Origin of the sequence: Vibrio sp. J1-1, from assembly GCF_021728395.1 — a bacterium.
In the GTDB taxonomy this organism is placed as follows: Bacteria; Pseudomonadota; Gammaproteobacteria; order Enterobacterales; family Vibrionaceae; genus Vibrio.
In genome coordinates this window covers 580567-594238 of sequence record NZ_JAKKCM010000001.1, presented here as the reverse complement: position 1 = coordinate 594238, position 13672 = coordinate 580567, and the positions used below count along the sequence as shown (strand labels likewise).

Below are 13672 nucleotides of genomic sequence, written 5' to 3'. Positions count from 1 at the left end.
ATCGTTCCTTAAATAGTCGGCATCGATTCGCTTGGAATGATTGCACCGCGATGTTGGATAACAGAACCAGCCACTTTGTGTCCAGCCAGCGCAGACGCAGCAACGTCTCCACCTAGAATACGTTTTGCAAGGTAACCCGCACTGAAAGAGTCGCCCGCTGCCGTAGTATCTACCACAGCATCGACTTTCAATGCCGCAATCGTATGCTGTTGATCTTGTGTCACGACAAAACAGTCATCCGCGCCACGCTTCACAATGATCTCTTTCACACCCAAGTTTTTGCTACGGTTAATTGCTTCGGATTCATCTTTGTCACCCCATAGCATGACTTCATCATCAAACGTCAAAAAAGCCATGTCCGTAACACTTAGAATTTTTGAGTAGAAATTACGAGCTAACTCTATATTCGGCCAAAGTTTTGGCCGGAAATTGTTATCAAACGCTATGGTGACGCCCTTGTTACGGCAGGTGGTGAGCAGTTCGATCAGCATTTGACGATGTTCTTCAGCGATAATAGCTAAGCTAACACCGCTCAGATAAATCATTTGATGTTGGCACAGATCTTTTACTAAAGATTCAAAGTCACGCTCTCGTAGCCAGTATTTCGCGGCGGCGTCTTCGCGCCAGTAAAAGAAACTCCGCTCACCATCGTCTGCGGTTTCAATGGCATAAATGCCCGGCAACTTATCTTCAGAAAAGTAGACCATGTCGGTGTTGATACCTTCGTCTTGCCAAGCGGTCAGCATTTCGCGGCTAAACGGATCATGTCCTAGCCCAGTCAAATAGGATGTTTCAACGCCATGTTGTTGGGTTAAACGAGACAGGTAAACAGCAGTATTGAGTGTATCACCACCAAAGCCTTGCTGTAGCGCGCCACGATGTTTCCTAAGCTCCACCATACATTCACCGATGATAGCGACGCGACTGATTGGGTTCATGGGAGCCTCCTAAGTGGTAAAAAATAAGCCAGCACAATGGCTGGCTTGTACTTAACTTCCCGATAAATTAAGTAATTAGTTCAGTAGAGACTTCACGTACTCAGCGATTTCAGGTACTTGGCAGTGTGCGAAGAAACACTCTTGGAATTGCACGCTACCTACGGCAGCTTTCACTAGCTCTTGATCGATTGCACGTAAGCCTTCAACCACATCTTTAGAAACGGCGGCTTTAACGTCGTTCAAAATAGCAGCGTTGGCTTGCTGAGGAGCTGCTCGCTCGATAGGGTAACCTTCACCACGATTTCCAGTGAACGCTTTTTCGAAGATGTAACGCACGTTCAGTTCACCAGCCCAACCAAAGCCTTTCGCAAATGCCAGAGAAATAGCGTTGCCGTTGTTGATTTGGTTGAACAGGAATGCATCTGATGGCTCCAGACAGTAGCCACAAACCACGCCTGGATGTAGGTTGCTTGACATCAGTGCGCCTTGGCCAGTACCACAGCCCGTAACCACAAAATCTACTGCTTTCGAGTTCAGTAGAATACTCGCCATGATACCTAAGTGGACGTACGTTAGGTGATGATCGTTTTCATCAGTCATACCTACGTTGAATACATCGTGACCAAGGCCACCAGCTACAGTATTTAGTTCACCAGCCACCATTGCGTTTTTCGCGGCTTGGCTATTTTCCATCATTAATGCAATTTTCATGTATTACTCCTGCGGGGCAAACCGCATTCAAAAAGTTTCTTAAACAAAATTCTTAGGATCTATAACCTTTCAAGCTGATTTTCATCAGTTTGTAGCTTCTTTACGCAAGGCAGAAGCTTTGGCTCTGATCGCTGGCGATATAAACGATAGATTGTCATTGAGTTCATTACGATCACTGTTATTTCCAGTAGTGTTCCCCCAATAGAACCCACCAAAATATTGTTGGTCAGCCAACAAGCGGCACCAATCAAAAAGCCTACGCGCATCTGAATTCCCGACAAGCAGAACACGGAGTAGGTACCGATAATCGTTCCTAAAATAGGCCAAAAGTCACGCCACTGCTCTGCTGCCCAACAACCACTCACTAAACTAATAACAATAAATGCAGCAGCGATCCGCTTCGACGAAACAAATATTGCCGTGGTCGTTCTGATTGTCGACAGTAACGCGCTAAGCGCTGAGACCATTGAGCCGAGTAGTAAAAAATGGAGAAGATGATTGAGATTAAAAATCAGCATCAAGATTTTTAGGTGCTTATCATTTTTCTGGTAAAAGACGGAGAACCCCAAACCAAAACTAATAAACCCTAATACTTGCGCTAATGTTGCAGTATCCACAATCAACTTCTCACAAATCGGTTATCGAGCTAACCAACCGCCGTCAACGGCAATCGTGTAACCATTGATGTAGTCAGCCGCTTTTGATGCCAAAAATACACAAGGACCAGCTAAATCTTCAGGCTCGCCCCAACGAGCAGCAGGAATACGATCGACAATTTCTTTGTTGCGTTGCTCATCAGCACGCAACGCCTCGGTGTTGTTGGTTGCCATGTAACCCGGCGCAATCGCGTTCACGTTAATGCCGTGACTTGCCCATTCGTTCGCCATTAGACGAGTGACCCCCATAACGCCGCTTTTAGAGGCGGTGTACGAAGGAACGCGGATACCGCCTTGGAAAGACAGCATCGATGCGATGTTGATGATCTTGCCCCCTTCACCTTGAGCGATGAACTGTTTTGCAACCGCTTGAGACATAAAGAACACTGATTTGATGTTGATGTTCATTACGTCATCCCAATCTTGCTCAGAAAACTCAATCGCATCATCGCGGCGAATGATACCCGCATTGTTTACCAGAATATCAATACGGCCCAGCTCTGTTACTGCGCGATCAACGATTGATGGAATGTCATCCAACGTCATTAGGTTAGCGCGGATATCAATAAATTTACGGCCTTCTGCTTCAATCTTCTCAATGGTTTCTGTCGGTTCAGTGATGTTTACGCCGACGATATCACAACCGGCTTTTGCTAAACCAAGCGCCATTCCTTGGCCAAGACCAGTGTCACAACCAGTAACAATGGCTACTTTGCCTTCAAGGCTAAATGAATCAAGAATCATTTCTTTTTCCTCAATAATTAGATAATTCGTGATTTGGCGACTGGCCATGTCACTTTCTACACTCATATATTGAACAAAAAAGAAATTACTTTCAATTATTTTTGAAAAGACGTTTCAAAAAATAGATAAGGTTCCTATTTTTCTGCACCGAACCCTAGCTTGATTCCAAATTATTGAAAAGGTATTTTAAAATTACTAGTGCTACAGATTTTATAAGATATAATGAAGCAAACAAAAAATTCACAAGGATATCAATGAAAACGTCAACGCAACCTGAAGCAGTTTCATCAGTTCTAAAAGTATTTCATATTCTTCAAGCACTAGGGGAGCAAAAGTCCATCGGTGTATCCGATCTTTCCCAACGACTAATGATGTCGAAAGCAACGACCTATCGTTTTTTACAAACAATGAAGTCGTTAGGCTATGTGTCGCAAGAAGGTGAAGACGATAAGTACTCACTAACGCTTAAGCTATTTGAGTTGGGTGCGAAATCGCTCGAGTATGTGGATCTGATTGAACTGGCCGATAAAGAAATGCGTCATATTTCAGAACAAACGAATGAAGCTCTGCACTTAGGTGCTCTGGATGAAAATGCCATCATTTACATCCACAAAATTGATTCTGGCTACAACCTACGCATGCAATCGCGTATTGGCCGTCGCAACCCTCTTTACAGTACAGCCATTGGTAAAGTGTTACTTTCTGAGCGCGATGAAAGCTTCATCCGTGATGTGTTAAGCGGTGTGGAATTTATTAAGCACACAGAAAAGACGCTAGAGAACACTGAACAGGTGCTAGAAGAATTAGCACAAGTACGCGTTCAACACTTTGCAGAAGATAACGAAGAGCAAGAACCAGGCCTTCGCTGTATCGCAGCTCCGGTTTATGATCGCTTTGGTCGAATCATTGCAGGTCTTTCTATTTCGCTCCCTGTTATTCGCTTTGAAGAAGAGAGAATGGAAGAGTATGTTGGCTTATTGCATCAGGCAGGCAAAAATATTTCCGAGCAATTGGGTTATCATAACTACCCCTCTTAGTCTGGAAAGCAGCTAGAAAGCTGCTTTGTTGCCGACTTTGTTAATGTTGAAAGGTCGATTCAGTTGAGCGATTTATCTTATGTAACACTTCGTCAGTTGATGCGCTGATCACGCCAACTCTTTCGCCAAAAAGTCGATGAGCAATCTGACTTTAGGCGACAAGTTATGACTTGGAGGATACAGCGCCCAAATGCCTTCACGATCGTCTCGGTAATCACTGAGCACTTCGACCAGCTCACCACAATCTAACGCCTCTTGAACGTAATAATCCGGTAACTGTACTAAACCAAGCCCTCGCTTTGCCGCATCCACTAAAGCGAAACCACTATTGCACTTGATCCGTCCAGATACGCGCAACGACTTCTCTCGATTTTGCTCCTTAAAATGCCAGTAATCGACGGAACCCACTAAGCACTGATGACGCCCCAATTCTGAGAGTGTATGGGGTTCGCCAAATCGTTCTAAATAGTTAGGACTCGCACAGACATGCATTTGGCGTGAAGAAAGACGCTTAGCAATCATACTTGAGTCTTGTAAGCGTCCAAGGCGAATAGCAACATCCACCCCTTTCTCAATCAAGTCGAGCCGTTGGTTGGTCAGAATCAAGTCCAGATTCACCTGAGGATGCTTGTCAAGAAACTGGTGCAGTAATGGAGCAAGGTTCATTTCTCCATAGGTAACCGGAGCCGTCACCCGTAGTATGCCTTTTGGCTCAGCCTGCATTTGAGTCACGGCAAGCTCGGCTAACTCCAGCCCTTCTAACAGGTGCTTACACTGCTGGTAATAAAGCTGACCAGCCTCAGAAAGAGAAACTTTACGTGTGGTACGGTGAAGCAATTTAACAGCTAAACGTTGCTCTAGAGCGGCAACTCGACGACTGATCTGTGCAACCGAAGTTTTAAGTTTATTTGCAGCGCCAGTGAAACTGTTTGTCTCTGCGACTGCTACAAACTCAGTGACACCTTCCCAATTCGCCATCTCTCTATTCCCGTCAAAAAACATCCAACAACATTGTCACACAAACACCAACCGGGAGAAACTTTCCTTTAGTTTCATACCTCAACACAAAAAGTTAATCAAATGTAACTGTATTAACATTAGGCCAACACGAGCTGTGTTTTTATAGAGTCTGAATCCACAAGTAGGACAGAAGAATGAACAAGCACAATACCCCATTAGCTGGTTTTACTCATATGGAACACGGTACAGCGCAAGACTGGAAGATCATCGCGGATCAATTTGTTGATTATGCTGGAGAGTTACCAGACCGAATCATCAAACACCTTTTATTACTTGATGGTGATTTTGGTGGCTTCCAGGTTGATAGACTCACGCACAGCCTGCAATGTGCAACACTCGCGTATCGAGATGGTAAGGATGACGAATACGTAGTATGTGCTCTACTGCATGATATTGGTGATACATTGGGCTCTTATAACCACCCAGACATAGCCGCCACTATCCTCGAGCCTTTTGTCAGTGAAGAGAATCACTGGATGATAAAACATCATGGTATTTTCCAAGGATATTACTTCTTCCACCACTTGAATATGGACCGAGAGATGCATAAGGCTTACATCGATCATCCTTGCTACCAACGCACCCTAGAGTTTGTGCGTAAATATGACGCGCCAGCCTTTGATCCTCAATTAGATACTCTACCGCTAAAATTCTTTGAGCCGATGATCCGCAAGGTATTTGAGCGTCCCGTTCGTTCAATTTACAAACAAGCCCAAGACCAAATAGCAGCACAATAGCGAGAGGCAATGATGAACTCACCAATGAGAAATCGAGTTAGCGAACAAGAATGGCAGTTACGTGTTGAGCTAGCAGCATGCTACAGACTGGTGGCAGAGTTTGGCTGGGATGACTTAATCTTTACCCATATAAGTGTACGAATCCCGGGGCCTGAACATCATTTTCTCATCAACCCTTATGGGATGATGTTTGATGAAATTACCGCCTCGGATCTCGTTAAGATCGATCAGAATGGCAATGTGTTGCAAGACACGTCCCACTCGGTCAATCACGCTGGATTTATCATCCATAGCTGTATTCATGAAGCTCGTCATGATGTCGGCTGTATCATTCACACGCATACGCGAGCTGGTGTCGCGGTCAGCGCACAGAAAAACGGTATACTACCAATCAGTCAGCAGTCTACTTATGTGCTTTCGTCATTGGCTTACCATGACTATGAAGGCGTCGCGGTAAGAGAAGATGAACAACCACGTTTGCAGCATGATCTGGGAGAAGCAAACTTCCTTGTACTACGAAATCATGGGCTACTGACGGTCGGAAAAACCGTGGCAGATGCGTTCTTGTCGATGTATGCAATGGAAACCACTTGCCAAATTCAGTTGGCCGCGCAGTCAGGTGGCAGTGAGCTTATTCATATTGAACCCAAGATTGTCAGCTCAATAACTAAAGCAGTGAAAACCCAGGGCGTAGATGGTTCCATCGTATGGCCAGCGCTACTACGCAAACTGGACCGAATCGACCCACGTTACAAAGACTAACCACTGACCCTCAAAGCGCTTAACCATGGGCATGATAAGCGCTTTGGGGTTTGCCTGGTGAACGCTTGTTGCCGCCAAAAATCCCTTTGACTTATCACCTAATTCAACATATTCATTATTACGTGTATGTAAAAATCATTTTCATCAACGACGGATTATCATTTTAAATGAAATAGATAAAATGAATACAAATAAAACATCGGGCGAAAAACGAAAGCTCAGCTAGGCTTAATTACTACGCCTACCGATTGATTAGATAAGGGAAATCCAATGGCACTTGAAATCAAACCAGGTCAAACTTCGATCAAATCTAAAGCGGCTGTCGCATGGGCGGCAGGTGAACCACTAAAAATGGAAGAAGTGGACGTACAACTGCCTAAAAAAGGGGAAGTTTTAGTACGTATCGTGGCAACGGGTGTATGTCACACTGATGCTTTTACACTATCTGGCGACGATCCTGAGGGTATCTTCCCCGCGATTCTTGGTCACGAAGGTGGTGGTATCGTCGAAATGGTCGGTGAAGGCGTGACTAGCGTTGAAGTGGGTGATCACGTTATTCCTCTATACACAGCAGAATGTGGCGAGTGTAAGTTCTGTAAATCTGGCAAAACTAACCTTTGTCAGGCCGTACGTGAAACGCAAGGTAAAGGTCTAATGCCGGACGGCACGAGCCGTTTCTCTATTAATGGTGAAACCATTTTCCACTACATGGGCTGTTCGACATTCTCTGAGTACACAGTACTTCCAGAAATTTCACTGGCAAAAGTAAACAAAGAAGCTCCACTAGAAGAAGTTTGTCTACTTGGCTGTGGTGTTACTACAGGTATGGGTGCGGTACTGAACACAGCAAAAGTTCAGGAAGGCGACACAGTAGCCATCTTCGGCCTAGGCGGTATCGGTCTGTCTGCAATCATTGGTGCACGTATGGCTGGTGCAAGCCGTATCATCGGTATCGATATCAATGAGAGTAAATTCGATCTTGCGAAACAGCTTGGCGCAACAGATGTGATTAACCCTCAGAAATTCGACAAGCCAATTCAGGAAGTCATTGTAGAAATGACGGATGGCGGCGTTGATTTCTCGTTTGAATGTATCGGTAACGTTAACGTAATGCGTCAGGCTCTTGAGTGCTGTCACAAAGGCTGGGGCGAATCAGTCATCATCGGTGTAGCAGGTGCAGGTCAAGAGATTTCTACCCGTCCATTCCAACTAGTTACTGGCCGCGTATGGCGAGGCAGTGCGTTTGGTGGCGTGAAAGGCCGCTCTGAGCTTCCAGACATTGTAGAAAAATACATGGCAGGTGAATTCGGTCTACAAGAGTTCATTACTCACACAATGGGACTTGAAGACGTCAACGAGGCGTTCGACCTAATGCATGAAGGTAAGAGTATCCGTAGCGTGATTCACATGGACAAATAATGTCTCTGCTGGCTCTCCCTAGGGAGAGCCTTATTGTATTAACGGTGTCCTGCCGTTGAATCTAATTTCTGCTTCTTAAGAGTTTATTCATGATGATAGAAAACGTTAGTCAGGCCAAAGTTTTTGGTGGCTGGCACAAACAATACACACACGAATCTAGTTCGCTGAATTGTCAAATGCGATTCGCTATTTTCCTGCCGCCAAATGCGACAAAGTCCCACCCAGTACCAGTACTTTACTGGCTATCGGGACTCACGTGTAGCGATGAAAATTTCATGCAGAAAGCTGGGGCGTTTCGTATGGCCGCCGAACTTGGTATAGCCATTGTAGCCCCGGATACCAGTCCTCGTGGAGAAGGTGTGGCAGATGATGAAAATTACGACCTCGGTCAGGGTGCAGGTTTTTATCTTAATGCAACTCAAGCACCTTGGTCACAGCACTACTTCATGTATGACTACATCACGAAAGAACTACCAGCAATCATTGAGAACAATTTCCCAGTTTCTGATGTTAAATCTATTTCGGGTCACAGCATGGGCGGACATGGTGCACTGACTATCGGGCTAAAGAATGCAGATCAGTATCGCTCGATTTCCGCATTTAGCCCTATCAGTAACCCTGTTCAATGTCCTTGGGGCCAAAAAGCCTTTACTGCTTATTTGGGTACCGATATCGAAAATTGGAAGCAATATGATGCGAGTGAGCTACTGAAGCAAGGTCCATCACCTTTGGCTATTCTGGTTGATCAGGGAGACGCAGACGGGTTCCTGAGTGAACAGCTTAAACCTGAAGTCCTTGTCGCGGCAGCAAACAAGCATGGTTCAGAATTAACGCTTCGAATGCAACCAGGTTATGACCACAGTTACTACTTCATCTCGAGCTTTATTGATGATCATTTGAACTTCCACGCGAAGTATTTGTTCGAGTAACTAATTAAGAAATAAAGTAATAATAAAACCACCCTAAATAAGGTGGTTTTATTATTTTTTGAATATTTATTCGTTATTCGCAGATATTATTAAAGCTAAATGTTAATTTTCTTCTAATAATTACCAATTGATAATTATACCTATTTGTATTGAATAGCGTTGAAAATACGCTAAGAGCCCAAATCTCCCTGAAGTCACTACTTTTCATCGTTCATTTATTTAATAAGTAACTTAATAGCCTTGACGTAAAGTTAACGTAAGGTTACTTTTCAAAAACAATATATTTTTTTACCTTATCCATTTATTCAAACAATCAAAACCTGAAATAAATCGCTGCTAGCACCATTTGCTCTAGCTCAAAAAAGAATAAAAAACCAAAATGAATAGAATGAAAAAGATACTCGTATTAGGCTTGCTGTGTTTTGCACCATTTATTTCTGCAAATACCGTTTCATTTAGTGACGGTCCACAAAAACCTAGTGTTACGTTAAAACTAGAAGATATTCAATCGTTGCCAGAAACCACTTACACCACTGAGTTACCATGGAGTAAAGGAATCCGTGAGTTTACCGGTGTAAAACTAAGTACCTTACTGACTCACGTATATGGTGATATCCCAGAGCAAATAGACATCAGTGGCTTAAACAATTACCACGCGGCTATTACGCGGTCAGATATTATTAAATATCAACCGATACTTGCCTATCAAAAAGACAAACATTACATAAAAATCAGGGATAAAGGCCCATTTTGGGTTGTATATCCTCTGAGTCTGTACCCAGAACTAAATCGCGCGGCATATCATGCCCAAATGGTCTGGCAAGTTAATGAGATTAAATTGATAAAGAAATAATGAAGTTATCAGAAAGCTACTCTATCAAATCTAACAAATGGCAGTATACGACACTCAGCAAACTGCTGCTGTTAGTCTTTGCTACCTCTTTATTGCTCGCGAATGTAATGCTGCTTCAACAAACTCGTGCATTAGCGCAAAATTTTACTAATGAGCAAAAACAAGCAACGTGGTTTTTGTTTCAACTTTCTAAGGAACTGTCTGAACTGGTTGGCGAAACCCGTAGGCTCGATGAAAACATTCAGGATATAAATGGCGCAGAGCTCCAGTATGAACTCGCATGGAGCCGCTTTGATTTACTCATCAACAGCGATGACGCGTACACTTTCTTTTCGCGTAACAATATCCAGCAGTACTTTTTAGAACTCTTCGAACAATATAAAGATCTGGAGCCTTTTCTTGTAAAGGCGAAAACCGGCGATCGTCAGGCGGCAGCTCAGTTTTATCGCTCAACTCAAACGCTGTACTTGGACTTGGTGGATTTTGTGAACCAAAACTTCCGACTCTCCAGCAAAGTATATGAAGCACAAAAAGGTGAAACACAGCGACTAGTACAAGCGCAATATATGCTGTTTGCGACTTTTGTTTTGTCGACACTGTCTCTTATTTACTTCTTTTACCGCGAATCAAGTTTCCACAGAAAATTGGCCCTTAGTGACCCTCTAACAATGCTTGGCAACAGAAGTGCGCTGTTTCTGACACTAAGAAAAAACATGCACTATAAAAACACGTTTTACCTTTGTATCTTGGACTTAAACGGATTTAAAAAGATTAATGATACTCATGGGCACCAAGCAGGCGACAAAGTTTTACGAGCTATCGCTAACCGGCTAAAATCTATGGAGATCAGTCATTTTACCGCTTACCGAATGGGTGGTGATGAGTTTGCCATCGTCGTTCAGGACAATGCCATCAGTGAAGATGAAATAAAGCGTCACATTAATGCCGTGTTTGATGACCCTGTATTAAAAACGGAAAATGCCTCGTCACTCTCGACCAGTATCGGTATCGCTCAGTACCCGGTGGATAGCGACAATATAGACTTTCTTATCAATATCGCAGATAAGCGCATGTACAAGATGAAATTTCAGCGCTGAACTAATATCACGTCAGCACAAATAAAAGCCCCGCACTCTCATTGCGGGGCTTTACTTTATATTTACAAGGCTACTGAGCTGAACCACCCGGCTCGATGTTTAATCAGAAAGCAGCTTCAGTAGCACAGTAAGCACACCAGACTCCTGATTGCTTGGCGCCGAAAAACGGGCGACTTTCTTAATCTCTTCATGAGCATTTGCCACCGCATAAGAATGCTCGCTCACTTGCAGCATTTCCAAATCATTCAGGTAATCACCAAAAGTCATGGTCTCTGCAGGCGTAAAATTCATGGTTTGTTGAAGATACTGAATTGCCGCACCTTTAGAAGCTTTTGCGTTCATCACATCTAACCAAATTTTGGCACTAACAACAACTTTGTGTGAGTCACCAAACTGGGCATCCATCGTCGGGAATACTAACTCTTCTGAGCCATCAAAATGGCAGATCGCAACCTTGATAAATTCATCATCAACCTCAAGCAAATCGTCCACGTTCTCACAGCGATGATAGTACTTTTGAAACTCTTCCAAGGTCTTTTGATCTTGAATTTCGATATAAGCCGAACGCTTACCACACAGAACAATGTGTGCCCCATCTATGCCGCGCGCCGCTTTGATTATCTCTGCTACTTCAGGTTTCGGAATGGTACAGCTATAGAGTTCTTTATCTTTGTGTATCACCAAAGTGCCATTTTCTGCCACGTACAGGATGCGATCCTGAATCGGAGCGAAAGTGTCACGCAAGCTATAATATTGACGACCAGAGGCAGCCGAAAACAAAATACCTTGTTCCTCTAATCGTAAAAAGACATCGAAGAATTCTGGGTCTAAACGACCGTACTGATCGAGTAGCGTGCCATCCATATCGGAGGCGATAAATTTAATGCTAGCTTGTGACATGAACTAAAACTCTAATTAGGGTAGGAAAACTGCAATTACGTTTAAGGTACATGATCGTGAGTGAATCTCAAGTACCGTTGTTAATATAGCAATCCTGATTCAAACAGGTACAATCCTCGCTCGATTTTGACGCTCGCGGATACACATCATGCACTCGCCTGAACATTGTTTTACTCGTTTTACTGTCAATATTTCTGGTTATGAGTTACCAGAGCAGTTTACGTTTCCGTTCTATTATACGCCGCACCCTTTATGCGTATTAGCCGCTGAACAACTGCAACAGCACTTACTCACGCAAAACGACTTTGAGCATGACTTTGGGTTAGAGGATGAGCAAGCAGGGCGCGGGAAAATGTTTGGGGTACTTTTGGTGGAAAATACACAAGGCGATCTAGGTTATCTAAGTGCCTTCTCCGGCAAAATCGCCGATCAAAACTTGCTGCCGGGATTTGTTCCTCCTGTGTACGACATGCTGACAGATGAAGGTTTTTTTCGCGCAGAAACAGACGCTATCAATGTAATTAATACCGAATGCAAACAGTTTGCAGAGAACCCAGAGCTGACGGAACTGAAAACAGAGATTGAAGCCGATCGCGCCACTTACCAGCAAGAGGAACACGCCCAACGCCAAGTGATGATCGAAGGTCGCGCAAATCGAAAACAACTGCGTAAACAAAGCGAGAAAACACTGAGTTCCGATGAGCTACAAAGTTTGTTGGACGAATTGGCTAAGCAAAGTGTGGCTGAAAAGAACACACTCAAATATCTCAAGAGGGCGTGGGATGAAAAACTGGCGGTAAAAGAACAGCGTTTAGCAGTACTGAAACGCCAGCTATCAGAGCTTAAAGAACGCCGTAAAACGCTATCTAACGCTTTACAACACAAACTGCATAGACAATACCGATTTCTTGACAGCCAGGGAAAAGAGCGTGATTTAGTGGATATTTTCGCTAACACCACTAACCCAGTGCCACCAGCAGGCGCAGGTGAATGCGCCGCCCCAAAACTGCTTCAATACGCGTTTAAACATGGCTTTAAACCGCTGGCTCTTGCCGAGTTCTGGTGGGGGGAATCGCCAAAATCCGAAGTACGCCAGCACAAAAAGTTTTACCCATCGTGCAACAGTAAATGCCAGCCAATACTGGGCCACATGCTGCAAGGTATGAACGTCGAACCTAACCCGCTGGCTGAAAACTGGGCAGAAGATAAAGAGCTGGAAATTCTCTATCAGGACGATGCAATGGTCGTGGTGAACAAGCCATCCGGTTTGCTGTCTGTACCGGGAAAAACCATCAAAGATTCGGCTTACACAAGGCTACAGACAATGTTCCCTGACGTTGAGGGGCCTTTTGTCATCCATCGCTTAGATATGGCGACATCGGGCATTTTGGTGTTTGCACTGACCAAACGCGCTAATAAAAGCTTACAGAAGCAGTTCATGGCTCGTGGCGTACAAAAACGCTATATGGCTTTGCTGGAAGGTGAACTTAGTGATGCCGAGGGTGATATCTCATTACCCATGCGTGGCGACCCTGAAGATCGCCCGCGCCAATTAGTTTGCTTTGAACATGGTAAACCTGCGGAGACACACTGGCAGTTAATTGAAGTTAAGAATGGCCGAAGCAAGGTGTATATGTACCCTAAAACTGGCCGTACCCACCAACTGCGTGTCCACAGTGCTCATCACATGGGATTAAATATGCCAATGGTCGGCGATGGCTTGTATGGCGAGAAAGCGAATCGCTTACACCTGCATGCTGAAATGCTGGAACTGGCTCATCCATATAGCAAAGAACGGATGAGCTTTCATGCGGATTGTGAATTTTAAACCCGGTACGGTTAATATAGGGATACTAAAAAGGCACTGAA

Annotated in this window: 14 protein-coding genes; 8 read left to right on the top strand and 6 right to left on the bottom strand. The window is 44.1% G+C overall.

Annotation, left to right across the window (positions count from 1 at the left end; translation table 11 throughout):
• Positions 1-8: 8 nt before the first annotated feature.
• The 4 genes from L3V31_RS02545 to kduD form a co-directional block, all read right to left on the bottom strand.
• Positions 9-938: a sugar kinase gene (locus L3V31_RS02545; RefSeq protein ID WP_237314484.1), complete on the bottom strand. Its 930-nt coding sequence runs from the start codon at positions 936-938 to the stop codon at positions 9-11.
• Positions 939-1013: 75 nt separating this feature from the next.
• Entirely contained in the window at positions 1014-1649 is a 636-nt protein-coding gene (locus tag L3V31_RS02540) for an RpiB/LacA/LacB family sugar-phosphate isomerase (RefSeq protein ID WP_237314482.1), read from the bottom strand.
• A gap of 59 nt (positions 1650-1708) precedes the next feature.
• Complete coding sequence (locus L3V31_RS02535) at positions 1709-2266, bottom strand: YgjV family protein (RefSeq protein WP_237314480.1); 558 nt, start codon at positions 2264-2266, stop codon at positions 1709-1711.
• A 21-nt stretch (positions 2267-2287) separates the two neighbouring features.
• Entirely contained in the window at positions 2288-3049 is a 762-nt protein-coding gene (gene kduD, locus L3V31_RS02530; protein WP_237314478.1) for a 2-dehydro-3-deoxy-D-gluconate 5-dehydrogenase KduD, read from the bottom strand.
• A gap of 254 nt (positions 3050-3303) precedes the next feature.
• On the opposite strand from kduD, the gene kdgR reads away from it, so the two are divergent.
• Positions 3304-4086 carry a DNA-binding transcriptional regulator KdgR gene (gene kdgR / locus L3V31_RS02525; protein ID WP_237314476.1) on the top strand — a complete coding sequence of 261 codons (783 nt, stop codon included), beginning with the start codon at positions 3304-3306 and terminating at the stop codon, positions 4084-4086.
• Between the two features lie 108 nt (positions 4087-4194).
• Here the strand turns inward: kdgR and L3V31_RS02520 are convergent, their stop codons facing one another.
• On the bottom strand, positions 4195-5064 hold the full coding sequence (locus tag L3V31_RS02520) for a LysR family transcriptional regulator (protein WP_237314474.1): 870 nt from the start codon (positions 5062-5064) through the stop codon (positions 4195-4197).
• A gap of 176 nt (positions 5065-5240) precedes the next feature.
• Between L3V31_RS02520 and L3V31_RS02515 the strand changes: the two genes are divergently transcribed.
• The 6 genes from L3V31_RS02515 (at position 5241) to L3V31_RS02490 (ending at position 10903) form a co-directional block, all read left to right on the top strand.
• Entirely contained in the window at positions 5241-5843 is a 603-nt protein-coding gene (locus L3V31_RS02515; protein WP_237314472.1) for an HD domain-containing protein, read from the top strand.
• Between the two features lie 24 nt (positions 5844-5867).
• The gene (locus L3V31_RS02510) at positions 5868-6605 is read left to right on the top strand and encodes a class II aldolase/adducin family protein (protein WP_237314470.1); all 738 of its coding nucleotides are present in this window, start codon (positions 5868-5870) and stop codon (positions 6603-6605) included.
• Positions 6606-6875: 270 nt separating this feature from the next.
• Positions 6876-8024, top strand: coding sequence for an S-(hydroxymethyl)glutathione dehydrogenase/class III alcohol dehydrogenase (locus tag L3V31_RS02505; RefSeq protein ID WP_237314468.1), 1149 nt, complete (start codon positions 6876-6878; stop codon positions 8022-8024).
• 89 nt (positions 8025-8113) lie between these two features.
• Positions 8114-8953 carry an S-formylglutathione hydrolase gene (gene fghA / locus L3V31_RS02500; RefSeq protein ID WP_237314466.1) on the top strand — a complete coding sequence of 280 codons (840 nt, stop codon included), beginning with the start codon at positions 8114-8116 and terminating at the stop codon, positions 8951-8953.
• Between the two features lie 388 nt (positions 8954-9341).
• Entirely contained in the window at positions 9342-9806 is a 465-nt protein-coding gene (locus L3V31_RS02495; RefSeq protein WP_237314464.1) for an oxidoreductase, read from the top strand.
• On the top strand, positions 9806-10903 hold the full coding sequence (locus tag L3V31_RS02490; protein WP_237314462.1) for a GGDEF domain-containing protein: 1098 nt from the start codon (positions 9806-9808) through the stop codon (positions 10901-10903). Before L3V31_RS02495 ends, L3V31_RS02490 begins: the two co-directional genes overlap by 1 nt.
• A gap of 99 nt (positions 10904-11002) precedes the next feature.
• Here L3V31_RS02490 and L3V31_RS02485 read toward each other — a convergent pair whose 3' ends face one another.
• Positions 11003-11803, bottom strand: coding sequence for an HAD family hydrolase (locus tag L3V31_RS02485; RefSeq protein WP_237314460.1), 801 nt, complete (start codon positions 11801-11803; stop codon positions 11003-11005).
• A gap of 148 nt (positions 11804-11951) precedes the next feature.
• On the opposite strand from L3V31_RS02485, the gene L3V31_RS02480 reads away from it, so the two are divergent.
• Positions 11952-13631, top strand: coding sequence for an RluA family pseudouridine synthase (locus tag L3V31_RS02480; RefSeq protein WP_237314458.1), 1680 nt, complete (start codon positions 11952-11954; stop codon positions 13629-13631).
• Positions 13632-13672 lie beyond the last annotated feature (41 nt).